Below are 22,303 nucleotides of genomic sequence, written 5' to 3' on the forward strand. Positions count from 1 at the left end.
CCCCCGCCAGCGCGGCCAGGGCGGTGGGTCCGGACAGCCGCTTCGCGGGCGTCTGGTTGCCGGGCTGGGTCCGCGCGGGCTTCTCTGTGCTGAGTTTGTCCGCGCGGGGCGTCTGCGTGCTGGGCTTGTCCATACATGGTCTTCGGAGCCGGGCGGGCCGCGGATTGCCCGCCGCCCGGGGGGCATGCCCTCCCCTGGACTGCAGGGATGGGCATGTTGGCATTATGTCCAGTGGGCGCGGCCGGGGCTGGGCATGTCCTGTGGGGCGGGAGGCGGGCATGTCCGGCGGTGGTCACAGCTTAGGAGCCTGCCCGGTCCACAAAGTACTCTTGGGAACTGTGAAGGTACTTGTCATCGGCCCCGGCGGCCGCGAACACGCCATTGTCCGATCCTTGCTTGCAGACCCGAACGTGTCCGAGGTCCATGCGGCCCCGGGCAACGCCGGCATCAGCAAACTGGTCCCCACACACGCCATCGACGCGAATGATCCCGATGCCGTCGCCGCCCTGGCCACCAAGCTCACTGTCGACCTCGTCGTGGTTGGGCCCGAGGCACCCCTTGCCGCCGGAGTGTCCGACGCCGTCCGCGCCGCGGGCATCCCCGTATTCGGCCCCAGCAAGGCCGCGGCCCAACTCGAAGCCTCCAAGGCCTTCGCCAAGGAGGTCATGGCCGCGGCCGGAGTTCCCACCGCCATGGCCCGGGTGGCCGGCAACGCCGAGGAAGCCGCCGACGCGCTCGACACCTTCGGCACCCCCTACGTCGTCAAGGACGACGGCCTCGCCGCGGGCAAGGGTGTTGTTGTCACCAACAACCGGGACGACGCCCTTGCGCATGCCCAAACCTGCTTCGATGCCGGCGGCACGGTGGTGATCGAGGAATTCCTCGACGGCCCCGAGGTCTCCGTCTTCGTCCTCTGCGACGGCCGCAACACCGTGGCGCTCTCCCCGGCGCAGGACTTCAAACGGATCTTCGACAACGATGAAGGCCCCAACACCGGCGGCATGGGCGCGTACACCCCGCTGGAATGGGCCCCGGAAGGCCTGGTCCAGGAAGTCCTTGACCGTGTCGCCCAGCCCACAGTCAACCAGATGGCGCACCGCGGCACCCCGTTCGTCGGCGTGCTGTTTGTCGGACTGGCCCTGACCTCCCGCGGCACCCGCGTGATCGAATTCAACGTCCGCTTCGGCGATCCGGAAACCCAGGCCGTCCTCGCCCGCCTCAAGACCCCGCTCGGGGGGCTGCTGATGGCGGCCGCCAAGGGCGAACTGGACAAGATCCAGCCGTTGCGCTGGTCGAAGGAAACGGCCATCGCCGTCGTCGTCGCCGCCGAAAACTACCCCGACGCCCCGCGGACCGGCGACCGCATCCGCGGGCTTAAGAAAGTCGAGTCGATCGAGGGCGTCCACGTGATCCACGCCGGCACCAGGCTCGACGACGAAGGCAAAGTCGTGTCCGCCGGCGGACGGGTCCTCGCCGTGGTGGCCCTCGGAACGGATCTGGTGGAGGCCCGGGAACGGGCGTACGACGGCGTCGAACTGGTCCAGCTGGAGGGCAGCCAGTTCCGCACCGACATCGGAGGCAAAGCGGCCCGCGGTGAGATCAAAGTGCAGACCCCCGGAACCCCCGCGGCCACGAAAGCGAAGGCCTGACCATGACGACCCCCGAATCCTCCGTGCCGGACGCCGCTGAACCGGCCTCGCCGACGCCGAGGGCTGGCCTAAACACCGCGACACTGGACCTGCCCGGCTGGAAGCACATCTACTCCGGCAAGGTCCGCGACCTCTATGTTCCGGCGGATGGGTCCATCACGGAGCGCATGGGCCAGGAGTGCGTCCTGGTCGTGGCCAGCGACCGCATCAGCGCCTACGACCACGTCCTCGCCAGCGAGATCCCGGACAAGGGCCGCATCCTGACCCAGCTGAGCCTGTGGTGGTTCGATCAGCTCGGCGTGGAGCACCACGTGCTCGCGTCCACGGTCGAGGCCGGTGTGCCCGCGGCTGTGGAAGGGCGCGCGATGATCTGCAAGAAGCTGGACATGTTCCCGGTCGAATGCATCGCCCGTGGCTACCTCACCGGCTCGGGGCTCGAGGAGTACCGGCAGTCCCGCACCGTGTGCAGCATCCCCCTGCCTGAAGGCCTGGTGGACGGGTCACGGCTCGACGCGGCCATTTTCACGCCCTCCGCGAAAGCCGAAGTGGGCGAGCACGATGAAAACATCACCTACGACGCCGTCGTCGAAACCGTGGGCGAGGACATCGCCGCGCGGCTGCGCGAGCTCACGCTGGAGATCTACACCAAGGCCGAGGGGATCGCCCGCGGCCGCGGCATCATCCTCGCCGACACCAAGGTGGAATTCGGCTTCGACGCCGCCACCGGGGTCATCACGCTCGGCGACGAGGTGCTCACCCCGGATTCCTCACGGTTCTGGGACGCCGCCACGTACGAGCCGGGCAAGGCCCAGCCGTCCTATGACAAGCAGTACGTCCGCGACTGGCTGACCTCCGCCGAATCCGGCTGGGACCGGTCCTCGGACGTTCCCCCGCCGTCGCTGCCGGCCGACGTCGTGGCCCGGACCCGCAGCCGCTACGTCGAGGCCTACGAAAAGCTCACCGGCCGGACGTTCGCCTAGGAGTCCGCGGGCACGCAGCCTAGGATCCGGCTGACGCAGCCGCCTGCGCGCGGCGCTGGGCCAGCCGGATTTCCAGGACAGCGTCCATCGCCTGCTGTACCCGGTCCGAGGCGCCGGCTGCACTGAATTCCTTCTGGGCCTCCTCGAGATAGACGAGGGCCTCGTCGGACTCTCCCGCGGCCTTGAGCGCCTTGCCGAGCAGCAGGGCCACCTCTCCGGCGACGTGCTTGGCCAGGGCGTCCTTGTCGGCATGGATCTCGCGCAGTTTCTGGACTGCGGCGACGATGTCCCCGGTCAGGTAGAGCCAGCGGGCACGGATGAACGCGACCTCCAGCTGGTCCGTCTTGTTGCCGCCCACGATCGAGAGCGCCAGCTCGGCGCGCTCGATCGACGTCAGCGTTTCTGGCTCCACGATCCCGGAGGACAGGCGGACCGCGGCCGAGGCTTTGTTGAACCGCGCCCAGAGGTCGATGTCGTTGGCGGGGGAGAGCAGCTGTGCCGCCCGCTCGTGATACTTGATGCCCTCGGTGTAGTCATGGCGCATAAAGGCCACGTTGCCGATCACCCAGGCGACTTCGCCGGCGAGCTGGGTCATGGAATGGTCATCCATCTGCTCGTTCATGGCCTGGCAGTATTCCCACGCCTCATCCAGCCGGCCGCTTTCGGCCAGGGCTCCGATGAGGGCGCGCAGCGCGCCGATGATCAGGGTGGAGCCCTTGGGCAGTTCTGCGCAGAGCCGCACCGCTTCCTGCGCGTGTTCGACGGCGACTGCCAGCTGGCCCTGGCCGTGGCACACGGCCGCGAGCATCTGCCGTGCACGGACCCCCAGGCCTGCCGACTCGGCGGCCATCGGATGGTCCAGGAGCCGCTGGACAAGGTCCTGGCATTCCTTGAGCTGGCCCTGCTTCATGAGGCACTCGGCCTGCATATAGCTCATGTTCCACCAGGCGCTGGTGTTCCGGGCTTCGAGGGCGATCTGGGCTGCCGCAGCAGCATGGGTCGCCGCCAGCGGGTAATCCCGCAGGTCCCACGCCTGGCGTGCATAGAGGCCCGCCAGGACGTACTCGGCGTCGCTGACCGACACCGGCTGGCTCCAAGCTTCCAGCGCTTTGGGGGCGAGTTCCAGCCGTCGGGCGAGTTCCTCGATCACATCGGCGGTAGGTTCGCGCCGCCCGGTCTCCAACAGGGAGATGTAGCTGGGCGAGTACAGATCGCGGCCCAGTTCCGCCTGCGTTAGGCCTCGTTCGAGCCGTTCCGCTCGGAGTTTCTCCCCGAATCCGTTCCCCACGGGTTCCTCCTAATTCCGGACAGTCTTTGTACTAAATGCTTGACAGTCTCTGTGCAAGCCATTTTACAATGTATGTCAACAAGGGCTCTTGCTGGCTTTGTAATGTGTCCGACTCGCGTTTCCGACTCGTATTGAGGAATCCACATGATCAAGAAGATTGCAGCTTCTGTCGCCTTGGCGGGGGCGCTGGCTCTCTCAGCAGCGGCTCCGGCAGTCCTGTCCGTAAGTGCCATCGGCAACTGGCCGGATCCCATGGGCACCACCCTGTCGATCGGCAACTGGCCCGATCCCATGAGCTCCACCCAGGGAAGCCTCTCGGCTATTGGCAACTGGCCGGACCCGATGACCTTTTCCACCAACATCGGCAACTGGCCGGACCCGATGTAAGCGGTCGCTCTTTGACGGCTCCGGGACACCCGAAAAGGTGTCCCGGAGCTATTTTTTGCCCTGGCCCCCATCGACTGCTCCGCAACGGCCCTTTTGAGGGCTCAAAACGGCACTTGTGGAGCAGTCGATGGGGGTTTCGACGGCGGCGCTGGCGTATGCGGTCGGCGGCCACACGGTGGGCACACAAAGAAGAGGGCCTTCCAGCTGGAAGACCCTCTTCTTGATTGGTCGGGATGACAGGATTTGAACCTGCGACCTCGTCGTCCCGAACGACGCGCGCTACCAAGCTGCGCCACATCCCGATCCGTTACTTCAAAAGCAACTTCACAAGAGTATCCGATGAGAGCCCCGGATGCGAAATCGTTCCACCCGGAGGGCTTAGACCAGCGAATCCTTCCAGGCCCCGTGCAGCTGCGCGAAGCGGCCGCCGCCGCCGATCAGCTCCGCCGGGGTGCCGTCCTCAACCACCCGCCCGTCGTGGACCACGAGGACCCGGTCGGCGGTCTCCACCGTCGAGAGGCGGTGCGCGATGATGAGGGCGGTCCGGCCGCTGTCGGCGCCGATCCCCTGCAGCAGCCCCGCGAGGCCGGCCTGCACAAGCCGCTCGGACGGGATGTCCAGTGACGACGTCGCCTCGTCCAGGATCAGCACGGCAGGCCGGGCCAGGAATGCCCGGGCGAAGCTGATCAGTTGGCGCTGCCCGGCGGAAACCCGGCCGCCGCGCTTGTTGACGTCCGTGTCGTAGCCTTCCGGGAGCGCCTGGATGAACTCGTGCGCGCCCACCGCCCTGGCAGCAGCCTCGATCTCCGCACGGGAGGCGCCGGGCCGGCCCAGGGCGATGTTGTCCGCCACGGAGCCGCTGAACAGGAAGGCCTCCTGGGTGACCATCACGACGTTCCGCCGCAGATCCGCCGTCGCAAGCTCCCGCAGGTCCACGCCGTCGAGCGTGAGGGACCCCGCCGAGACGTCGTAGAAGCGGGCGATCAGCTTGGCGAAGGTGGATTTGCCGGCCCCCGTCTGGCCCACCAGCGCCACGGTCTGGCCGGCGGGGATGTGCAGGTCCATGGTGGGGATGATGACCGGGCCGTCGCCATAGCGGAATTCGACGCCTTTGAAGTCGATGGTGCCCTTGGCATCGTGCAGGGCCACCGGGTTCTTGGGCGGCCGGACGGTGGGGACCTCCTCGAGCAGTCCGGAGACTTTCTCCAGCGCCGCCTGGGCGCTCTGGAAGGAGTTGTAGAACATGGCCATCTGGTCCACCGGCTGGAAAAAGCGTTTGGTGGACAGGATCAGGGCCAGCAGCACCCCGACGGCGAGATCCCCGCTGAGCACCCGGAAGCCGCCGAAGAGCAGGACGACGGCGACGCAGACATTGCCGATCAGCACCAGGCCGGGCTGGAGGATGCCGTTGAGGTTGATGGAGCGGACGGTGACTTTGCGGTAGTCCTCGGAGAGTTCGGCGTACTGTGCGGCGTTTTCGCGTTCCTTCCGGAAGGCCTTGACCGCGCGGATGCCGGTCATGGTTTCGACGAAGTGCACGATCAGCCGGGCCGAGACGACACGGGATTCCCGGAACGCGATCTGGGAGTGCTTCTGGTACCAGCGGGCCAGGAAGAACATCGGCACGCCGGCGGCCAGGACGAGGAGTCCGCTGCGCCAGTCGAGGGCGAAGACCGTCGCGGCGGTGAAGACCATAAACAGCATCCCCGAGGCCAGCGAGCTGATCCCGGAGTCCAGAAGTTCGCGCAGCGCCTCCAGGTCCGAGGTCTGCCGGGCTATGATCCGCCCCGAGGTGTACTTTTCGTGGAATTCCAGGCTGAGCCGCTGGGTGTGCCGGAAGACCCGGACGCGCAGGTCCAGCAGCATCGCCTGGCTCAGCCTCGCGGTTGAGGTCACGTACAGGGCGGTGAGACCCGCCGTCGCGACGGCGGNCGAGGTAGGCCGCGCCGGTGAGCAGCAGCGGGAGGTTGTCGCCGGCGCTCAGAGCCGGCAGGGCCCGGTCGATGCCGAAGGCGATCAGCGCGGGTCCTGCGACCCGCGCCGCCTGGGACAGCACGACGGCGGCAATGGTCAGCCAGAACCGCCGGCGGACCGGGCGGATCAGCGACCCGAGCAGGGCCAGGGAGCGGCGCCGGACGGTTTTGCTCTCGCTCTTGGACAGGTGCGCGTTGTCCTCGTTCGCGGTGCCGAAGGTGGCGCTGCTCATCGGGAGATCTCCTCGGCGTTGAGGCCTGACAGTTCGGAGTCAAGCAGATCGGAGTCCAGGTCCCGCGGTTCCGGATCGAGGCTGGCGATCACGTAGCGGTAGTGGCGGTTCTCCGCGAGCAGTTCGGTGTGCGTTCCGACGGCGGTGATCCGGCCGTCCTCCAGCAGCGCCACCCGGTCCGCCAGCGCCACGGTGGACGGCCGGTGGGCCACGATCAGCGTCGTGGTGTCGGAGAGCACCTCCCGCAGCCTGGTCTCGACGAGTTCCTCGGTGTGGACGTCCAGGGCGGAGAGCGGATCGTCCAGGACCAGGACCCTGGGCCGGGCGGCGATGGCGCGGGCCAGGGCGATGCGCTGGCGCTGGCCGCCGGAAAGGCTGAGTCCTTCCTCGCCGATCAGGGTGTCCAGGCCGTTCGGGAGCGAGTAGGCGAAGTGGGCCTGGGCGACGTCGAGGGCCTCCTCGAGGGCCTCCTCGCGGCGCTCGGGCGGGAGGCCTGCCGGGGCGCCGAGCATGACATTGTCGCGGACCGAACTGGAGAACAGGGTGGTGTCCTCAAACGCGACGGCGACAACCGTGCGGAGCTCCTCGACGCTGAACTCGCGCAGGTCCACGCCGTCGATAGTGATGGAACCGTCGGTGACCTCGTAGAGCCGGGGAACCAGCTGGAGCAGGGCGCTCTTTCCGCTGCCCGTGATTCCCACCAGGGCCATGGTTTCGCCGGGCCTGATGTCCAGATTGATGGCTTTGAGGATCGGTTTGTCCGGGGCGTCCTCATACGCGAAGGTCGCGTCGTTGAAGCTGAGGGCGCCCTTCAGCTCGGCGGGGCGGCGGGGCTGTCCGGGGCTGGCGATGGTGTTCACCGAGTCCATCACCTCGAAGTGCCGGTCCACCGCAGTCTTGGCGGTGAGGGCCATGGCCAGCAGCATGCCGCAGAACTCCACCGGTGTGGCGATCACGGCGGCGGTGGCGAAGAACGCCACGAGGGCGCCGATGCTCAGCTCCCCGGTGGAGGCCAGCATGACACCGACGACGAGACCGGCGCCGAGAGCCAGTTCCGGCAGCAAGGTAACGACCAGGCTGAAGGTGGCGAGGTGCTTGGCCTTGGCGATCTCCGTCTGGCGGAGCTCCTCGGCCTGCTCGTTGAAGTTCTCCAGCGCCTCTCGGCTGCGGCCGAACGCCTTGAGCACGCGGATCCCGTGGACCGATTCTTCGACCGTGGTGGCGAGGTCGCCGGCCTGGTCCTGGCTCCGGCGCGCCACCTTGCTGAAGCGGGTGCGGAAGCGGAAACCATAAATCATGATCGGCACCGCCGCGGCAAGGAAAATCAGCGCCAGCTGCCAGCTCATCGTGAACATCACGACGACGCCGATCAGCACGGTCAGGGTGGTCACCACGAGCATGATCGCGCCGAAAGCCATCCAGCGGCGCAGGAAGTTCAGGTCCGTCATGGCGCGGGAGAGCAGCTGCCCGGAGCCCCAGCGGTCATGGAAGGAGACGGTCAGGTCCTGCAGATGGCCATAGAGGGACACCCGCATCCGTGTCTCGACCGTCGTGGCGGGGTTGATCACGAACTGCCGGCGCAGCGCCACGAGCCCGGCTTCGGCAATGCCGAGGCCGAGGATGATGAGGGAGGCGATCCAGACCGCTTCCGCGCTGCCGCCGGGCTGGAGGGACTGGTTGACCAGCACCCGCAGCACCTGCGGGATGGTCAGGGCCACCACGCTCGCGAGCAAGGCGCACAGCAGCCCCATGACCAGCCGCGGAATGATCGGCCTGACGTGGGGATAGAGACGGCTGATGGAGGAGAAAAATGAGGTCTGCTTGGCCATGCCTGCTTCTTAAAACGCGCCTGCGAATAACTAACGCAACTGGATGTAGTTTCCTGTAGCAACTACCCTAGGCCATCGGGTGACCGGGTTCACATGTAACTCGACAGCATCAGGATCTCGCCCAGTAATTACATTCCGCAATGGCTGCCCGGCGTGCCGCTGGCCCGGGACATGCCCAGTCCCCGGCGCTGCGGGTGGGCATAAGCCCTGCCGCCCCGCGGGACATGTCCAGTCCTGGGGGCGGGGAGTGGACACAAGCCCATGATGTCCAACCGTGGAGCACAGGGGAGGGCATGTCCCGCGGGGCGGGGGAGCCTTCGGGTTCAGGAACGCGGAGTGAGCGTGAGCAGCACGGCCTCGGGCTTGCAGGCGATCCGGACCGGGGCGAAGCGCGAGGTGCCGATGCCGCCGGAGACGTTCACCGGCGTCGTGCGTCCCTTGCTTTCCCAGTCGTGCAGGCCCCTGGCACGCCAGGTCGGGAGGTCGCAGTTGGCGACGAGGGCACCGAAGCCGGGGACGCAGATCTGGCCGCCGTGGGTGTGCCCGGCCAGCAGGAGGTCGGCGCCGTCCTCGGTGAAGTGGTCCAGGACGCGCTGGTACGGGGCGTGGATGACGGCGACGCGCAGGTGCGGTCTGGCGTCCTGGCCCCTGGTTCCGCGGGGCCAGCCGGCGTACTGCTCAAGGCCCAGGTGCGGATCGTCGACGCCGGAGAAGTCGAACCGCAGGCCCCTGATCACGAGCGACTGGCAGCGGTTGGTCAGGTCCACCCAGCCGCCCATGCCGAAGCCGGCACGCAGCCGCGGCCAGTCCAGCTTGGCGGGGTCCTTGGGTCGCGAGGACGGACCCAGGAAGTACGACGCCGGGTTCTTCAGCCGCGGCGCGAAGTAGTCGTTGGAGCCGGGGACGAAGACGCCGGGGAATTTCATCAGCGGACGCAGCGACTCCAGCACGGGGTCCACCGCTTTGACATGGCTGAGGTTGTCGCCGGTGTTCACCACCAGGTCCGGCTCCAGTTCCGCGAGCGAGGACAGCCATGCTGCTTTCCGGTCCTGCCCGGGCACGAAGTGGATGTCGCTGAGGTGCAGCACACGGATCGGGCCGAACCCGGGAGGAAGGATCGGCAGGGTCTCTTCGCGCAGGACAAACTGGTTCTTTTCCCACAGCCCGTATCCGGTGGCGGCGGCACCTGCCACGGCGCCGGCCGCGGCGGTTACGGCAAAGCCGCGCCCGATGCTTCCGACGCGGCTTGCCAGCGAGGTGTTGGCGGCCATGGGTTAGGGCTTGGTGGGATTGCCGTTGCCGGGCGTGGTAGCCGTAGGCGCCGGCGCCGGATCACTGGGCGCCGGGCTGGACGGTGCCGGCGTCGCCTGCGTCGACGGCTTGGGGGCCGGGGCCGGGGCCGGGCCGGTCACCAGGTTCGACGGCGGCGCCGTGAACGGGTTGGTGCCGTAGGCCGGTGCCACCTGTGACATGAAGTTCGAGAACTGCGGGCCCGCGATCATGTAGCCGTCGATGGCCTTGTAGAACTTGTCGTTGAAGGTCAGGTTGCGTCCCGGCCGGTCTTGGCCGCCCAGCGCGTCGCCGAACCAGGACGCCGTCGCCAGGCCGCTGGTGTAGCCGACCACCCAGGTGGAGTTGTTGGGGTCGTTGGTGCCGGTCTTGGCGGCGATCGGGAAGCTGGTCCGGGTGGAGATCCGCGGCTGGATCAGCGAGCCGGAACCGCGGTTAAGGACTTCCTGGAGCGCGTAGCTCACACCGCGGGCGACCTCCGGTTTGATCGCGTCGCGGCAGCTCGTGGCCTGGGCCGGTAGCTGGGCGCCGGTCGCGTCCGTCACCGATTCAATGGCGATCGGCTCGCAGTACTTGCCGTCGTTCGCGAAGGTGGCGAACGCGCTGGCCATGGTCAGCGGCGAGGTCTGGGTGGCGCCGATCAGGTTGGACAGGCGCGTCATGGGTACGGGCTCGTTGGTCTGGCCCGCGTGGATTCCCACGGCGTCGACGATCTTCTGGATGCCGCAGAGGTCCACCTGCGCCGCCGTGGCGAACGTCATGGTGTTGATCGAGTTCGCCAGTCCGTCAACGACGGTCATGTTCTTGTAGTAGCCCTCTTCGGCGTTCTGCAGGTCCTCGGCGGCGCCGAGGCCCTTTTCCGCCGTGTTGTAGGCGCCGTCCACGCGGGTGGGGCAGGTGTTCCGCCAATTGAAGTTCAGCGGGTACCTGCGCACGGCACCGTTGAGGACCGTGTTCATGGACTTGCCTTCGTTGAGCCACTCGGCGAAGGTGAAGGGTTTCATCGTGGAGCCGGGCTGGAAACCGCCCAGGCCGCCGAGGTCGTTGCCCTTGGCGTCCTTCATGTCAACGTTGAAGTTGATGACGTTGTTGAACTTTCCTTCGGCCTCGAGGAACTGGGTGTTCTGGGCCATCGAGATGATCTTGCCCGAGCCCGGCTGCACGGACACCAGCGAGGCTCCCCACTTGTCGGGGTTCGCCCCGGCGGAGCCGTCAACCTGGGCCTGGGCGACGGACTGGGCGTTCGGGTCCAGCGTGGTCTTGATGGTCAGGCCGCCGCGGAACACCTTCCGCACCCGGGCGTCGGCGTCCGCGCCGTAGGCCGGGTTGTTGAGCAGCAGGTGCAGCACATAGTCGCAGAAGTAAGGGGCCGTGACCGAGTAGGCACAGCCCTGGCGTGCCGGCGTGACTTTCGTTTCCACCGGGGTGGCGACGGCGGCGTCGTAATCTGCCTGCTGGATCTTGCCCTGGGTCAGCATTGACTGAAGCACCAGGTCGCGGCGGACCTTGGCGTTCTCCGGGTTGGTGATCGGATCGTAGAAGGACGGGCTGTTGACCAGGCCGGCCAGGAGCGCGGCCTGCGGCAGGGTCAGGTCCTTGGCGGTGGTGCTGAAGAAGAACTTGGAGGCGGCTTCAATGCCGTAGGCGTCACGGTTGAAGAACACGATGTTGAGGTATCCCTCGAGGATCTCTTCCTTGGTGAACTTCTTCTCCAGCGCGATGGCGAGCTTCATTTCGCGGAGTTTGTCGCCGACACCCTTGTTCACGCCGTTGAGGAGGACCTGGTCGCCTTTGCCCTCGGCCTCGAGGGAGGAGTTGATGACGTTGTTGACGTACTGCTGGGTGATGGTGGACGCGCCCTGCTTGTTGCCGCGGGCGGTGCTGACCAGCGCACGCATGATGCCGGTGGTGTCCACGCCGCCGTGCTCGTAGAAGCGGCTGTCCTCGATGGCGATGACCGCGTCCTTGATGAACGGGGACATCTGGTCCAGGGATACTTTCGTGCGGTTTTCCGCGTAGAGGCTGGCGATCACACTGCCGTCGGAGGCCAGGATCGTCGTCGACTGGCTCGGCGGGTCCACCTTCAGCTCCGCCGGCAGGGTCTCGAAGAACTTGATCGAGCCGCTGGCCGAGCTGCCGGNNCGGCCGCGGGGACCAGCAGTCCCGCCACCAGGACGCCACAAATGGCGCTCACGCCCAGGAAAAGAAGGATCTTTCCGAGGGTGGTGGCCGTGTCAAATAAAGGGTTCTTACCAGTCGCCATGTTTTCCACTTTACCGGCAAGTACTAGGCTTTAGCTCATGACCAAATGGGAGTACGCCACGATTCCGCTCATCATCCACGCCACAAAGCAGATTTTGGACCAGTGGGGTGACGACGGCTGGGAGCTTGTCCAGGTTGTCCCGGGCCCCGACGGAAACGGCCTGGTTGCCTACCTGAAGCGGGAGAAGCAGTAGCCATGAGCACCCCCGCATCTGCCGCTCCGGGCACCTCCGGTGTCGCCGGAACCCCGGCCCACAGCACCGCCGGATCGGGCGCGCCGTCCGCCGTCGAGCAGCGCCTTGCCGAGCTCGGCCTGACCCTGCCCGAGGTTGCTACCCCGGTGGCCGCCTACGTCCCCGCCGTAATCTCCGGCAACCACGTCTACACTTCAGGCCAGCTGCCGTTCATCAACGGCAAGCTCGAAGCGGCCGGCAAGGTGTCCTCCGGCACCGAGGGTGCCACGGACGAGGCCACGGTCTCGCCCGAGGCGGCCAAGCAGTACGCCGCCGTGTGCGCGGTCAACGCCCTGGCCGCCGTCAAGAGCGTCATCGGGGACCTTGACCGCATCACGCGGATCGTCAAGGTCGTCGGGTTCGTCGCTTCCGACCCGTCCTTCACCGGCCAGCCCGGTGTTATCAACGGCGCGTCCGAACTGCTCGGCCAGGTCCTCGGCGACGCCGGCCAGCACGCAAGGTCCGCCGTCGGCGTGGCTGTACTCCCGCTCGACTCCCCGGTAGAAGTCGAACTGATCGCTGAATTCGCCTAGAGGTCGGGTTCCTTTGCCTCAGTTAGCCCGACGCCTGTTTGCCCTCCCCCCGGATCTTGAGGGGGCTGCCCGCAGCTGGATTGAACACGGTGAACGGACCCCCCGTGCGCCCCGGTTCGCGTCCTCGGTGGTGCTGCTGCGTGATTCGCCCACCGGGCTGGAGACCTGGCTGGGATACCGTCCCGGCTCGTCACCGCTGGGTGTTCTCGCCTTCCCGGGCGGTTCTCTGGAGGCGTCCGACGACGACGCCGTCGGCTGGCTGGGCCCCCCGCCGCAGTATTGGGCCGAGCAGATGGGGACCGCCGACGTCGGGCTGGCGCGCCGCCATGTGGTCGGTGCCGTCCGCGAACTGTTCGAGGAAACCGGCATCCTCCTGGCCGGACCGGACCTGGCAACCACGGTCGAGGCGACGTCCACGTCCGAGTGGATGCGGGCCCGGGTGGCGGTGGCGGAGCAGGAGAAGTCCTTCACCGAGGTGCTCGCCAAACGCGGGCTCTCAGTGCGCACGGACCTGCTGAAGCCGCTGGTCAACTGGCTCAGCCCGGACTTCGCGCACCGCCGGTTCAACACCCGCTATTTCGCGGCCACTGTCCCGATGAACCAGCAGCCGTCGTTGCTGGCCAGCAAAGGCGTGTGGGGCCGGTGGGTCTGTGTCCGCAAGGTCATCGAGGGCCGGAACACCTCCACACTGGGCGATGAGGTCGGCCAGGAGAACACGGTCGGACGCACGCTCGGCCAGCTCCTGGTGCCCGGCTCGGAGATCATGCTCGAGAAGATGGCTTCCTCGAACGGCTGCATCGCGTACCTGAGTTACAAGCGCAAGGCCCACGTGTACCAGCCGAAGCTTGTCGAGGAAGACGGCCAGCTCATGCTCGAGGTCGAGGCGGCCAAGACCGTCGCCGGAGAACCCCAGCGCGAACGCTGACGGCCCGGTTCAGGGGCCCGGAGTCTGCGCCACCCACCACCACGGGACATGCCCTCCGGTGGCCTGGGTTGTTGGACATGATGGCATTGTGCTCATTCGTTGCGGCCAGGAATGGGCATGTCCCGCGGGACACTCAGCGAGGGACGAGCATGCCCTCCGGTCGGCCCGCGGGGCCACGGGACATGCCCTCCGGTGGCCTGGGTTGTTGGACATGATGGCATTGTGCTCATTCGTTGCGGCCAGGAATGGGCATGTCCCGCGGGCACCGGACAACGACTGGAATGTTCCGCGGACACGGCCCCCAAGATTGGGCATGCTCTGCGTTTAGCCCGCCCACCACTGGACATGTCCTTCGCCAAGCCGTGCCAGCGGACATGATGGCATTATGTCTATTCGTCGCCGCCGGGAATGAGCATGTCCCGCGGGGCGGGAGGCAAAGAATGGGCATGTCCCGCGCCGGGGCATTCCAGCAGGCTTAACCACCGAAGGCCGGCTCCGTTTTCACGGGCCGGCCTTCGGTGTGCTGCCAAGATAAGGCCTAGCGGGAACGCTGGCGGAGGCGCTGCATGTCGAGGATGACGACGGCGCGGGCCTCCAGCCGCAGCCAGCCGCGCTGCACGAATTCCGCGAGGGCCTTGTTGACCGTTTCGCGGGATGCGCCCACCAGCTGGGCGAGTTCTTCCTGGGTGAGCTCGTGCGCCACCAGGACGCCGTCGGTCGCGGGACGGCCGAAGCGGTCCGCCAGGTCCAGCAGGGCCTTTGCTACGCGGCCCGGAACGTCGGAGAAGACCAGGTCGGACAGGGAATCGTTGGTGCGGCGCAGGCGGCGGGCCAGGGCCTGCAGCAGCTGTGCCGAAACTTCCGGGCGGGTGCGCAGCAGGGCGTTGAGGCTCTCGTTCTTCAGCCCGGCCAGACGCGTTTCCGAGACGGCCGTTGCCGTCGCGGTGCGCGGGCTCGGATCGAACAGCGCCATTTCGCCGAAGAGCTCGCCCGGGCCCAGGATGGCGAGCAGTGACTCCCGGCCGTCCGGGGACGTGCGTCCGAGCTTAACCTTGCCGGAGACGATGAAGTAGAGCTGGTCGCCCTGGTCACCTTCCCGGAATACCGAGGCTCCGCGTGAGAGGTCCACCTCGGTGAGTTCGTCCGTCAGCAGACGGAACGCCTCGTCGTCGAGCGTGGCGAAAAGGGGTGCGCGGCGCAATACCTCGATATCCATGAAATCTCCTGACTAACTGTGTCGGCTGGGGCGCTTCAGCCATTGTTTCAGAATTTTGGCGCTTCTGTGACGTAGTTGGCACTCAGACGCGCCAAACGTCATGCCAAAGGAAGCCGGGGGCGCTGTCCCGGCCACCGCCGTGCGCGGCAAACTGTCAGCCCGCGCCGGTAGAATTGGGGCTTACCTGCCTGTAAGGAGCATCGGTGTTCGGCTTGACCATCTTGGACCTCGTGTTGATTCTGACGCTGCTGTCCTACCTGTTCCACGGCCTGCGCAACGGCTTCCTCGTCACGGTCGGCGGCATCGCAGGGTTCGCCGCCGGTGCCGTGGCGGCGTTTGTGTCCGTCCCCATCGTCAGCGGCCTGGTGGAGGACAGCGGCTGGCGCCTCACGGCGATCATTGCCACCGCTGTGCTGCTGATGGTCCTGGGCCACGGTCTGGGGACCGCCATCGGTCGCAGGGTCCGCAGCGTCGTCCGGATCAGGCCGCTGCGGTCCGTGGACCGTCTGGCCGGCGGCGGCGTCAACGTTGTGGTCTCCGCCCTCGTCATGTCGATGCTGGCCTTCAGCATCGGAGCGCTCGGCGTTCCCTTTGTCTCCCAGCCGCTCGCCGAGTCCAAGGTGATCCGCTTCATCGACGGCGTGACGCCCGTCCCGGTGAAAACTTCCATGGCCCAGCTGCGGTCCGCCGTGATCGGCGAGGGCATTCCGACGCTGTTTGAGGGCATCGGACAAGGCCAGCCGGTGGCTGTCCCGGACACCAGCACCGACACGCCGGCGCTGAACAACGCCGCGGCTTCGGTCCTGAAGATCGCGGGAACTGCTTACCAGTGCGGACAGAACCAGACCGGAACCGGTTTTGTGGTTTCGCCCGGCCGGGTGGTCACGAACGCCCATGTGGTGGCCGGGGTGCCGGAACCGGTCGTGGAGATCCCGGGCGGCGGCGCGCTGCCCGGCCGGGTGGTGTACTTCGACGCCCAGCATGACCTCGCCGTTGTGGCCGTGGACGGCCTGCGCTCGGCACCGCTGCCGCTCAGCTCCGACCTGCCCGCCGGCAGCCCGGCCGCGTTTGCCGGCTACCCCCATGGCGGTCCGTTCCAGTCCAAACCGGCCACAGTGCAGGACATTACGACGGTGCTGGTCCCGGACATCTACGGCAACAACCCCGCGCCGGAGGACGTTTACCGGCTCGCCGGGGACGTCCAGCCGGGCAACTCGGGAGGCCCGCTGCTGACCATGGACGGCCAGGTGGCTGGAGTGGTCTTCGCCAAGGCCACGGCGGAGTCCTCGCTCGGTTACGCCATCACCATGGCGGACCTGGGGCCGGTTGCCGCCCAGGCCCCGGGCCTGGGCAGCGCCGTTTCCCCGGGACAGTGCATCCAGAAGTAGTCGCTAGAGCCACTCCAGGCTCTGGCCGTGCGGTCCGGCGATCGCCACCGGGGTCCCGTTGTGCAGCAGCAGGAACCGGCCGCGGAGCCGGGACTCGTCCATTTCGGGAACCACGCTGGAGCCATCCGCCTGGATGATCACCGTGTGACCCTCGTTGGAGAGCCAGTGGCAGCCGCGTTCGACGGCGNGGCGAGCCGCGCCATGGTGTCGCGGAACCGGTCCCGGGCGGCCGCATCGAGATAGGCCATGACGGCGCTGTGGAACACCACCAGCGTGGCGTCCGGCGGCGCCTGCGCGGCCAGTGCGAGGAGCTGGTCGTTGAGGTCCCCGGCCACGAGGAGGGGCGGGTCGGCCTGCGCGAGGGCGATCGCCCGGCGCAGCCGCTCGCGCCGGAAATCCTGCTCCGGCCAGATCAGCGCCTCCAGCCAGGCGACGTCGTCGGGGTCCCGGACGTCGAGGGGGTTGAGGTCGATCCCCGCACGCCACACCACCTGCGGGAGTTCCGCCGGCAGCGGGACAGGGCCGGTGACGGCGCAGCCCAGGACCGGGTAACTGCCGGGAGCGGCGCCGGCCGGGGCCAGCCGCGTGACCCCTGCGCCGGCGTCGTACTCATAGCCGTAGCGGTCCGGAAACAGGGTGAGCCCGGCCGAGGCCCCGACCTCGATGAGCGCCAGCGGGCGCCCTCCGGCGGCGGCGATCTGCGCCAGGGACGGCAGCAGGGTGGCGCAGCGCCCGGCCTCGTTGGTCTGGGTGGCGCGGCTGAGCACGATCCGCGAGACGTCCTCCCAGTGCTGGTCCAGGAACGCCCGGAAGTCCGGGTAGGGGCCGATCCGCGCGCCGAGAAACCGGGCCGCGGCGAGCATCAGCAGGGGCTGGCGCTTGTTGTGCGGCCACTCGTCGATCCGCCGGATCAGGTCCGGGTCCTCCGCGATGCCCACCGACCACGCGGCGTAGCACTCGGAGTTGCCGGGCGCGTCGACCGTGCCGAAATGCCGGTACCACTTCGCAGTGCCCGACTCCGCAGGACCCGGTTCCCCGCTGGCGGGACCACGGGAGGACATGCTCAGTCCCGGCCGGCCTGCAGCCCGGCAAGGTACTCGACGGCGAACCGGTAGCCCAGTATCCCCGCGCCGGCAATCACAGCCTTGCTGATGTCCGAGAGGTACGAATGGTGCCGGAACTCCTCGCGGGCATGGACATTCGTGATGTGGACCTCGACGGCGGGCAGTTGCACCGCGGAGATGGCGTCCCGGATGGCCACCGAGGTGTGCGTGTAGGCGCCGGCGTTGATCACGATGCCGATGGCCTTGCCGCGGGCGGCGTGGATGGCGTCCACGAGGGCACCCTCATGGTTCGACTGGAAGCACTCGACAGCGAGGCCGTGCGCCGCGCCGGCGTCCTTGGCGAGCTGTTCGACGTCGGCCAGGGTGGCGGTGCCGTATTTTTCGGGTTCGCGGGTGCCGAGCAGGTTCAGGTTGGGCCCGTTGAGGACCAGGATGGTGCCGCGGCCGGCGCCGTCGGGGGTGGCTTCACTCATGTCAGCCAATGTATCGCGTTGTGTTGCGGGCCGCCGCACCCGACCGCAGAAAGGGCACCCGGATGACAGCCCGCGAAACCACCGGCCGGCGCCGCCTCGGCCTCTGGCAAGCACCGCCCGGCCTGCCTAGACTTGAAAGGACCATCGTGCGGACCTCCCGTACTGGTAAGCCCGCGCGGAAGCCCGATCTCGGAGCACATCATGCGCAACATCCATGCAGGAAAATCAATCCGCCGGGCCGCCGTGGGCCTCCTCGCCCTCGCGGCGTTTCTTGTGCCGGCGCCCCTGGCCACCGCCTCCGGAGCGGACCGGGACGGCCGCTCCCCGGTGATCAGGCTGCCCGGCGCCACCGGTGCCGAAGGCATCGCCGCCGGGGAGGGCAGCACCTTTTTCGCTGGCGACCGGCTCAACGGCAACATCTTCCGGGGGGACATCGACACGGGCACCGCAAAGCTGTTCATCAAGGCCCCGGAAGGCCGGGCAGCCCTCGGCATGAAAGCCGACCGGGACCACGAACTGCTCTTCGTGGCGGGAGGTGCCACGGGCCAGGCCTATGTGTACGACCTCGAGTCGAAAAGGACCGTGCGCGTGTACGAGCTGGCGCCGGCCGGAGCCAGCTTCATCAACGACGTCATCCTGACCCGCGACGGCGCGTGGTTCACCAACTCCCGCGCCGGCGAGCTTTACCGGATCCCGCTCAGCCGCGACGGGAAACCGGGCGAGGTCCGGACGCTGGCGCTTGGGGCGCCCGCCGGTACCGTCGATGACGGGTTCAACCTCAACGGCATCGCTGCCGCCGACGACGGCGACAAACTGATCGTCGCCCACACCGGCCGCGGCGCACTGTACGCCGTGGACCCGGACGACGGCTCGAACAAGAAGATCGACGTCACGGCCGCCTCCGGTGCCCCGGTCACGCTGGCCAACGTCGACGGCATCGTCGCCCGCGAGGACACGCTCTGGGCCGTGCAGAACCTCTCCAACCAGGTCAGCAGGATCGACCTGAACGGCTCGCTGGGCAACGGCGAGGTGGAGAAGGTCATCACCAGCAAGAACTTCGACGTCCCGACGACGGCGGCGCTGTTCGGCGATACCCTCGCCCTGGTCAACGCGAAATTCACGACCCCCGCGGCGGCGAGCTTCGAGGCAGTCCTCGTCCAGGCCTGCTCCGGCGGCTGAGCACGGGTTAACCGGCGACGGCGCCACCCACCAAAGGTGGGCAGCGCCGCCGCCGAACCGTACCCGGCCGGACCGGTTATTTCCGGAGCGAGTGCGCGATCTGGGCCATGACGGTGTTGTCGGCCAGTGTGGTGGCGTCGCCGACTTCGCGTCCTTCGGCGACGTCCTTAAGCAGGCGGCGCATGATCTTGCCGGAGCGGGTCTTGGGCAGTTCGGGCACCACGAGGATGGTCTTGGGCTTCGCGATCGGCCCGATCTCCTTGCTGACGTGGTTCCGGAGTTCCTGCACGATCGCGTCCCCGGTGTCCACGGCGTCCCCGCGCAGGATCACGAAGGCGACGACCGACTGGCCGGTGGTCTCGTCGGCAGCACCCACGACGGCGGCCTCGGCCACGGCGGGGTGGCTGACCAACGCCGACTCGATCTCGGCGGTGGAGAGCCGGTGGCCGGAAATGTTCATCACGTCATCGACCCGGCCGAGCAGCCAGATGTCGCCGTCCTCGTCCTTCTTGGCGCCGTCGCCGGCGAAGTACATGGTCTCGAAGCGGGACCAGTACGTTTCCTTATAGCGCTCCGGATCGCCCCAGATGCCGCGCAGCATGGCCGGCCACGGCTCNGGATCACGAGGTAGCCGCCGGAGCCGTTCGGCACGGACTCGCCGGCCTCGTCCACCACGTCCACGGCGATGCCGGGCAGCGGGACCTGGGCGGAGCCGGGCTTGGTGGCCGTGACGCCCGGCAGCGGGGCGATCATCTGCGCACCGGTCTCGGTCTGCCACCAGGTGTCCACGATCGGCGCCGGTGTTTCCTTCCGTTCGCCGTTCTTGCCGGCGTTGCCGCCAATGACCTCGCGGTACCACATCCACGCTTCGGGGTTGATGGGTTCGCCGACGGAGCCCAGGACCCGGATCGAGGAGAGATCGGACTTCGCCGGGATCTCCTTGCCCCATTTCATGAACGTCCGGATGGCGGTGGGGGCGGTGTAGAGGATGGAGACCTTGTACTTCTCCACAATCTCCCACCAGCGGCCCTGGTGCGGGGAATCCGGGGTGCCCTCGTACATGACCTGGGTGGCGCCGTTGATGAGCGGGGCGTAGGCGACGTAGGAGTGCCCGGTGATCCAGCCGACGTCGGCCGTGCACCAGTAGACGTCCGTTTCGGGCTTGAGGTCGAAGACGGCCCTGTGCGTGTAGGCGCCCTGGGTGAGGTACCCGCCGGTGGTGTGCAGGATGCCCTTGGGCTTGCCGGTGGTGCCGGAGGTGTAGAGGATGAAGAGCGGGTGCTCGGAGTCATGCCCGACGGCGGTGTGCTCGGCGGAGGCGGTCCCGACAGTGTCCTCCCACCAGTGGTCCCGGCCCTCGTGCCAGTCGACGTCCTGGCCGTTGCGCTTGACGACGACGACGTTCTGCACGGTGTGCCCGTCCCCGTTTCCCTCGTGGGACAGCGCCTCGTCGACGGCCGGCTTGAGTGCGCTGGGCTTGCCGCGGCGGTACGTGCCGTCCGCGGTGACGACCAGCTTGGCTTCGGCGTCGTCGATCCGGGAGCGGAGCGCCTCGGCGGAGAAGCCGCCGAAGACCACCGAATGGATAGCGCCGATCCGGGCGCAGGCCAGCAGTGTGATGACGGCCTCGGGGATCATCGGCAGGTACACGGCGACGCGGTCGCCTTTGGCGACGCCGAGGGACTCGAAGGCGTTGGCGGCCTTCTTGACCTCCTCGGTGAGCTGGGCGTACGTGTAGGTGCGGGTATCGCCGGGTTCGCCCTCGAAGTAGATCGCGACCCGGTCGCCGTGGCCGTTTTCGACGTGGCGGTCCAGCGCGTTGTACGCGGCGTTGATCTCGCCTCCGACGAACCACTTCGCGAAGGGCGGCGCGGACCAGTCCAGGGCCTGGCTGAAGTCCTTGCTCCAGGTCAGCAGCTCGCGGGCCTGCTTCGCCCAGAACGCTGGCCGGTCGGCGTCGGCCTCGGCGTAGTCCGCGGCGGTGACCACCGCGTTGGCGGCGAATTCGGGGGAGGGGGCGAACTTGCGGTTCTCCTGCGACAGGTTTTCGAAGGCATCGCCTTGCGGGGCCTGCGTCGTCGTGGAGCCGGGGGTCTGCTGGGACATGGTGAACCTCATCATTCATCGATCCTTGCTGCGCGGGACCCCCGTTCCGCCGCACGGCCGGGCCGCTTGCGCGACGTCGGGCATCGGCTGGTCACGGACGTACCGCAAAGAGCTGTTCCGAAATACACACTAACGCCTGGGCCGTCCCCAACGTGTGCCGCGTCACACAGCGAACCGTGAGCGGTGTTTGTTAAGCGCCGAATGGCGGTCGCGAGCCTTGTGTGCGAATCACACGCTGCAAATGTCGCTGGACAAGCACAGCCCGCCGGGGCCCGATTCTGAACCCCTGTCCCCGGCTTGTCAGCTAGTGATCGGCCAGCCACTTGACTAGGCTGAGATGAAGTTGTGACATCCGATGGAGGCGACGGGACCGCTCGCGGTCCCCGCTTGGCCTGCCGTTAGACGGTGCTGTCCAGAGTGCCGCCGTGCTAAGGAGAACCGAATGAACGAGCAAACAAACGGCCAGCTTAGGCCGCCCGCCGAAAGCCAGGGCAACGGTGGCGCGGACCGGTCCGGCGGTTACGGTGAAGCGCCCCGTTTCACGGTGGACAAGGCAAACGGGAAGGCGGCCGGCAGGAAGAACGAGGCGGTCCTTGGGCCGTTCACGATCCGCGATCTCACTGTGTTCGGCTCGACGCTGATCCTTTTTGTCGCCTCCCTGATCCCGATGTTTGCGGTCCGCTACAACCTGTGGAATCTGGGAAGCCTGTTCTTCCTTGGACTCGGGATCCTGCTGCCCGTGATTGTGGCCGCCCTGTTCGTGGCGCGCCGCCTCAGCCCGGAAACGAAGATCCGGATCGGTTCCCTGTCGGTGGACCAGTTCGGTTCCGTGGTGGCGTCCTTCGCTGTCGCGTTCTTCTTCCTCGCCGTCGCAGGCGCCTACGACCCCCGGATGTTGCTCGCGCTCGTCGGCGCCCTCGGGCTTTTCGTGGCCACCGTGCTGGGCCGTCTGGTTCCCTTCTTCGCCGGAGACTTCCTGGGCCGCGCGGAAGTGCCCGCCCACGTCGTGGCCCGCGAGTCAGCGGTCCCCGTCCGGAAACCCCGCGCTCCCAAGGCACCAAAGGAAGCCACGGACGGGACTGCGCCCAAAGCCGCGGGCGCCAGCGCCGTTGCGGGCTGGGCTAAGAGAATGACCCCGGGCGGACAGTCCGACGCCGGGCACACGGCAGGCGCCGCCGGTGCCGTTGCAGCAACCGGTGCCGCGGCATCTTCGGCTGCGGTCCCGGCCCACAGCTCCCCGGCCCCGGGTCCCGTACCCACTCCGGTCGACAGCTCCCCGCAGACCCAGGTCTCGG

15 protein-coding genes, 1 tRNA gene and 5 pseudogenes (1 of these 21 only partly in view) are annotated in these 22,303 nt (G+C 67.7%); 9 read left to right on the top strand and 12 right to left on the bottom strand.

Annotation, left to right across the window (positions count from 1 at the left end; translation table 11 throughout):
• Positions 1 to 19, bottom strand: a pseudogene (locus K789_RS21960) (molybdopterin-dependent oxidoreductase) (it extends 1,536 nt beyond the left edge of the window).
• A 319-nt stretch (positions 20 to 338) separates the two neighbouring features.
• Here K789_RS21960 and purD point away from each other — a divergent pair.
• Positions 339 to 1,649 (top strand): phosphoribosylamine--glycine ligase, encoded by a 1,311-nt coding sequence (purD, locus tag K789_RS0101225; protein ID WP_024365157.1) that lies wholly within the window; start codon positions 339 to 341, stop codon positions 1,647 to 1,649.
• Positions 1,650 to 1,651: 2 nt separating this feature from the next.
• Positions 1,652 to 2,629, top strand: coding sequence for a phosphoribosylaminoimidazolesuccinocarboxamide synthase (locus tag K789_RS0101230; protein WP_024365158.1), 978 nt, complete (start codon positions 1,652 to 1,654; stop codon positions 2,627 to 2,629).
• 19 nt (positions 2,630 to 2,648) lie between these two features.
• Here K789_RS0101230 and K789_RS0101235 read toward each other — a convergent pair whose 3' ends face one another.
• A complete protein-coding gene (locus K789_RS0101235; RefSeq protein ID WP_024365159.1) occupies positions 2,649 to 3,917 on the bottom strand; it encodes a helix-turn-helix domain-containing protein in 1,269 nt (422 codons plus the stop codon).
• A 144-nt stretch (positions 3,918 to 4,061) separates the two neighbouring features.
• Here K789_RS0101235 and K789_RS0101240 point away from each other — a divergent pair, with 144 nt between their 5' ends.
• Entirely contained in the window at positions 4,062 to 4,304 is a 243-nt protein-coding gene (locus K789_RS0101240) for a hypothetical protein (RefSeq protein ID WP_024365160.1), read from the top strand.
• Between the two features lie 225 nt (positions 4,305 to 4,529).
• Here the strand turns inward: K789_RS0101240 and K789_RS0101245 are convergent.
• The 5 genes and pseudogenes from K789_RS0101245 to K789_RS21970 all read right to left on the bottom strand — a co-directional run bounded on the left by K789_RS0101245 (position 4,530) and on the right by K789_RS21970 (position 11,892).
• A tRNA-Pro gene (locus tag K789_RS0101245) sits at positions 4,530 to 4,606 on the bottom strand.
• 76 nt (positions 4,607 to 4,682) lie between these two features.
• Positions 4,683 to 6,510 (bottom strand): annotated as a pseudogene (locus K789_RS21965) (ABC transporter ATP-binding protein).
• Positions 6,507 to 8,339 carry an ABC transporter ATP-binding protein gene (locus tag K789_RS0101255; RefSeq protein ID WP_024365161.1) on the bottom strand — a complete coding sequence of 611 codons (1,833 nt, stop codon included), beginning with the start codon at positions 8,337 to 8,339 and terminating at the stop codon, positions 6,507 to 6,509. The pseudogene K789_RS21965 and the gene K789_RS0101255 overlap by 4 nt, the downstream one beginning before the upstream one ends.
• A 323-nt stretch (positions 8,340 to 8,662) precedes the next feature.
• The gene (locus K789_RS0101260) at positions 8,663 to 9,610 is read right to left on the bottom strand and encodes a metallophosphoesterase (protein ID WP_024365162.1); all 948 of its coding nucleotides are present in this window, start codon (positions 9,608 to 9,610) and stop codon (positions 8,663 to 8,665) included.
• A 3-nt stretch (positions 9,611 to 9,613) separates the two neighbouring features.
• A pseudogene (locus tag K789_RS21970) lies at positions 9,614 to 11,892 on the bottom strand (transglycosylase domain-containing protein).
• Positions 11,893 to 11,929: 37 nt separating this feature from the next.
• On the opposite strand from K789_RS21970, the gene K789_RS24890 reads away from it, so the two are divergent.
• From K789_RS24890 to K789_RS0101280, 3 genes are read left to right on the top strand one after another with little or no spacing between them, the layout of a single operon-like run.
• Positions 11,930 to 12,085 (top strand): DUF4177 domain-containing protein, encoded by a 156-nt coding sequence (locus K789_RS24890; protein ID WP_003797879.1) that lies wholly within the window; start codon positions 11,930 to 11,932, stop codon positions 12,083 to 12,085.
• Between the two features lie 2 nt (positions 12,086 to 12,087).
• Positions 12,088 to 12,657: a RidA family protein gene (locus tag K789_RS0101275; RefSeq protein ID WP_024365163.1), complete on the top strand. Its 570-nt coding sequence runs from the start codon at positions 12,088 to 12,090 to the stop codon at positions 12,655 to 12,657.
• A gap of 13 nt (positions 12,658 to 12,670) precedes the next feature.
• On the top strand, positions 12,671 to 13,582 hold the full coding sequence (locus K789_RS0101280; protein WP_024365164.1) for an NUDIX hydrolase: 912 nt from the start codon (positions 12,671 to 12,673) through the stop codon (positions 13,580 to 13,582).
• Between the two features lie 538 nt (positions 13,583 to 14,120).
• Here K789_RS0101280 and K789_RS0101285 read toward each other — a convergent pair.
• Positions 14,121 to 14,798, bottom strand: a complete 678-nt coding sequence (locus tag K789_RS0101285) for a Crp/Fnr family transcriptional regulator (protein WP_011693220.1) — start codon at positions 14,796 to 14,798, stop codon at positions 14,121 to 14,123.
• A 203-nt stretch (positions 14,799 to 15,001) separates the two neighbouring features.
• Between K789_RS0101285 and K789_RS0101290 the strand changes: the two genes are divergently transcribed.
• Positions 15,002 to 16,186: a MarP family serine protease gene (locus K789_RS0101290; protein ID WP_024365165.1), complete on the top strand. Its 1,185-nt coding sequence runs from the start codon at positions 15,002 to 15,004 to the stop codon at positions 16,184 to 16,186.
• A 3-nt stretch (positions 16,187 to 16,189) separates the two neighbouring features.
• Here K789_RS0101290 and K789_RS25880 read toward each other — a convergent pair whose 3' ends face one another.
• From K789_RS25880 to aroQ, 3 genes are all read right to left on the bottom strand, one after another.
• Positions 16,190 to 16,327, bottom strand: a complete 138-nt coding sequence (locus K789_RS25880; RefSeq protein ID WP_192815715.1) for a hypothetical protein — start codon at positions 16,325 to 16,327, stop codon at positions 16,190 to 16,192.
• Positions 16,324 to 17,247 (bottom strand): DUF2332 domain-containing protein, encoded by a 924-nt coding sequence (locus K789_RS21975; protein ID WP_192815716.1) that lies wholly within the window; start codon positions 17,245 to 17,247, stop codon positions 16,324 to 16,326. Before K789_RS21975 ends, K789_RS25880 begins: the two co-directional genes overlap by 4 nt.
• 2 nt (positions 17,248 to 17,249) lie before the next feature.
• Positions 17,250 to 17,723: a type II 3-dehydroquinate dehydratase gene (aroQ, locus tag K789_RS0101300; RefSeq protein ID WP_024365166.1), complete on the bottom strand. Its 474-nt coding sequence runs from the start codon at positions 17,721 to 17,723 to the stop codon at positions 17,250 to 17,252.
• 201 nt (positions 17,724 to 17,924) lie between these two features.
• Here aroQ and K789_RS0101310 point away from each other — a divergent pair, with 201 nt between their 5' ends.
• Positions 17,925 to 18,902: an SMP-30/gluconolactonase/LRE family protein gene (locus K789_RS0101310; RefSeq protein ID WP_024365167.1), complete on the top strand. Its 978-nt coding sequence runs from the start codon at positions 17,925 to 17,927 to the stop codon at positions 18,900 to 18,902.
• 76 nt (positions 18,903 to 18,978) lie between these two features.
• Here the strand turns inward: K789_RS0101310 and acs are convergent.
• A pseudogene (gene acs / locus K789_RS21980) lies at positions 18,979 to 21,008 on the bottom strand (acetate--CoA ligase).
• Positions 21,009 to 21,450: 442 nt separating this feature from the next.
• On the opposite strand from acs, the pseudogene K789_RS25565 reads away from it, so the two are divergent.
• Positions 21,451 to 22,303: pseudogene (locus K789_RS25565) on the top strand (hypothetical protein); the annotation flags it as partial.

The sequence above is a fragment of the Arthrobacter sp. TB 26 genome, assembly GCF_000427315.1.
Lineage (GTDB): Bacteria > Actinomycetota > Actinomycetes > Actinomycetales > Micrococcaceae > Arthrobacter.

Coding starts and splice junctions, on each gene's coding strand:
- aroQ (WP_024365166.1), bottom strand. CDS start 17,723: ATGAGTGAAGCCACCCCCGACGGCGCCGGCCGCGGCACCATCCTGGTC.
- K789_RS0101310 (WP_024365167.1), top strand. CDS start 17,925: ATGCGCAACATCCATGCAGGAAAATCAATCCGCCGGGCCGCCGTGGGC.
- K789_RS0101230 (WP_024365158.1), top strand. CDS start 1,652: ATGACGACCCCCGAATCCTCCGTGCCGGACGCCGCTGAACCGGCCTCG.
- K789_RS0101260 (WP_024365162.1), bottom strand. CDS start 9,610: ATGGCCGCCAACACCTCGCTGGCAAGCCGCGTCGGAAGCATCGGGCGC.
- K789_RS24890 (WP_003797879.1), top strand. CDS start 11,930: ATGACCAAATGGGAGTACGCCACGATTCCGCTCATCATCCACGCCACA.
- K789_RS0101275 (WP_024365163.1), top strand. CDS start 12,088: ATGAGCACCCCCGCATCTGCCGCTCCGGGCACCTCCGGTGTCGCCGGA.
- K789_RS0101240 (WP_024365160.1), top strand. CDS start 4,062: ATGATCAAGAAGATTGCAGCTTCTGTCGCCTTGGCGGGGGCGCTGGCT.
- K789_RS0101255 (WP_024365161.1), bottom strand. CDS start 8,339: ATGGCCAAGCAGACCTCATTTTTCTCCTCCATCAGCCGTCTCTATCCC.
- K789_RS0101285 (WP_011693220.1), bottom strand. CDS start 14,798: ATGGATATCGAGGTATTGCGCCGCGCACCCCTTTTCGCCACGCTCGAC.